The organism is Oleiphilus sp. HI0061, from assembly GCF_001635675.1.
The window spans coordinates 1-750 of record NZ_LWFE01000222.1; the positions used below are offsets into that span (position 1 = coordinate 1).

Consider the following 750-nt stretch of genomic DNA (forward strand, 5'->3'; position numbering starts at 1 on the left):
CGTGTGACCTAAAGCCAACTCCATTTGGAAGTTGGACATTTTAATGCTAGATGAGCAACCTTGATTAATTTGCTCACAAGTACTTACCTCAATGGAGGGAGAATAAAAGTTAAGACGAAACTCTGCTGCCATACGCTCTTCCCCGTCATCGCCCCACAAGCGCAAGTAAGACCCGTCAAACACGGCACTTTCAACATTGATGTTTAAATTGCTTGCAAGAGCACCATCATTAATTTCAAGTTCTAAGCCAAGATCTGGCCTCTCCCCATTTACCCATTCAGCAGATGAAGGTCTACTAGAACACTCCCCACCTGCAGCACCAGTCAAACAGTCATAACCTTGAGCAGTATCTAAAACCTTCCTAGGTGCCGCAAATTCAAGTACCGCCTCTCCGGGTAAGCCAATATCAGGGTCATCACCATTTAATAAATCAATTTCGTATGGGTTAGTTAGCCTACCTAGATTTACACCCTCTAGAGTCTCCCCATAATTACTACCTGCACGCGCGATATACATTTGATTAACGTTGATTACAACGTCTTCTCCAGCACTGTTAGTTACACCACTAATCCTGAATACCTTGCCTTCGCTTGGATTATGGCCGTGACTGAAAATAAAGTCATCCATCACTAAACCGATGCCTTGGCCATCGACCTCAGATAAATCACTGTCAGATAGCGACTGCATTTCTGCATATATCTTCGTACTACTAGCCATCATTAGCGATAGAAATAACAAAGCAATTTTGTT

1 protein-coding gene is annotated in these 750 nt (G+C 43.1%); it reads right to left on the minus strand.

The features are described from left to right. Positions 1–687, minus strand: a 687-nt coding sequence (locus A3735_RS02620) for a hypothetical protein (RefSeq protein ID WP_197485619.1), incomplete at its 3' end; no start/stop codon positions are given. Between the last annotated feature and the right edge of the window lie 63 nt (positions 688–750).